At 70.0% G+C, this 1,452-nt stretch carries 1 protein-coding gene; it reads right to left on the reverse strand.

The annotated features are described in order from the left end of the window. Positions 1-25: 25 nt before the first annotated feature. Entirely contained in the window at positions 26-1,294 is a 1,269-nt protein-coding gene (locus ACFW6P_RS32080; RefSeq protein ID WP_386425804.1) for an IS701 family transposase, read from the reverse strand. Between the last annotated feature and the right edge of the window lie 158 nt (positions 1,295-1,452).

Raw genomic sequence — 1,452 nt, forward strand, 5'->3', positions numbered from 1 at the left:
TAGTACTCCAGTGCGGTTTTGTGATCTATCCAGCACGTTTGCCGAAGGATCGGCGTCGGTAGTGGCTGTGTCGGGCTGTTGCCTGGTGGCGCCTGCGCCAGGTTGACCACTGCAGCAGCATGGCAGCGGTCATGGCCGGTGGGCCGAAGACGGCGGTGAGCAGGTGGCGGATCTCCGGGACGGTCAAGGAGATCTGTTCATTGCTGCGGGCTGGGCGGTGTGGATCGGTGGGCCGCTTCGGTGCCGCGTCGGCGGCGAGGGCGGTCAGGAAGGCCAGGGCGAGCATGGCGAGGGTGATGTGCCGGTGCCACGAGGTCCAGTGCCTGACCTGGTAGTGGTCGAGTCCGACCTGGCCCTTGGCGGCCTGGAAGCACTCCTCGACGCTCCAGCGGACGCCGGCGACACGGACCAGCTCCGCCAGGGCGACCGTGGTGGGTGACCAGCACAGGTAGAAGGCGAGTTCCCCGGTGGTGCGGTTGCGGCGGATCAGCAGGTGACGGTGTTCGCCGGTGCCGATGTGGATCCAGGCCCAGTCGTAGTGGCGCGGGCCCTTCGCGCCGTTGCCCGCGCTGTGCCGCTGCCAGGCGGTGGCGGGCAGGCGGCCGGCGACGGTGTCCGCGCGGACGAGGGTGCGGCCATGGTTGATCCGCACCCGCGTCGAGCAGGCGACGGCCATCACGTAGCCGGTGCCGCGTGCCTCCAGGGCGGCGCGGAGCCGGGGATCCTGGCCGTAGGCTTCGTCGCCGGTCACCCATGGTGCCTGCACCCCGGCGTCCAGCGCGGCGGCGATCATTTCCCAGGCCAGGCGGGGTTTGGTCCGGAACTGCACCGTCTCGGGTATCCCGGCCGCATGGCGGCGTTCGGGGTCATCGGACCAGGAGTGCTCGGGGAGATAGAGCCTTCGGTCGATCAGGGCCCGGCCCCGGCTGGTGGCCAGGGCGAGGAACACGCCGACCTGGGCGTTCTCGATGCGTCCCGCGGTGCCGGTGTACTGGCGCTGCACGCCCGCCGAGGAGCGTCCCTTCTTCACAAAGCCCGTCTCGTCCACGATCAGCACCGCGCCGTCGGCGCCGAGGTGGGCGACGGCGTAGGCGCGCAGGTCGTCGCGGACGGCATCGGCGTCCCAGCGGGCGTAACGCAGCAGTCGCTGCATCGGTCCGGGCCGGACATGACCGGCCTGTTCGGCCAGCTGCCAGCAGTTCTTCCGCTCCGCCTTCGACAGCAGCCCGAGCAGATAGGCGCGGGCACTCGCCCTCGGCTCGACCCGGCCGAACCGACCCGCGATCCGGGCCATGACCTGGTCGAACATCATCCGCCAGCGGGCAGGGTCTACGCTATGGCCTGCGGCCACCGCACGATCTTCGTTTGTCCACACACCAACCGATGATCACGCGGTGGCCGTACCCGTTCCCAGCCGGGCCCGCTGCAAGATCGCGAAGTCAGACTGGAGTA

This window comes from Streptomyces sp. NPDC058741, assembly GCF_042746715.1.
Lineage (GTDB): Bacteria > Actinomycetota > Actinomycetes > Streptomycetales > Streptomycetaceae > Streptomyces.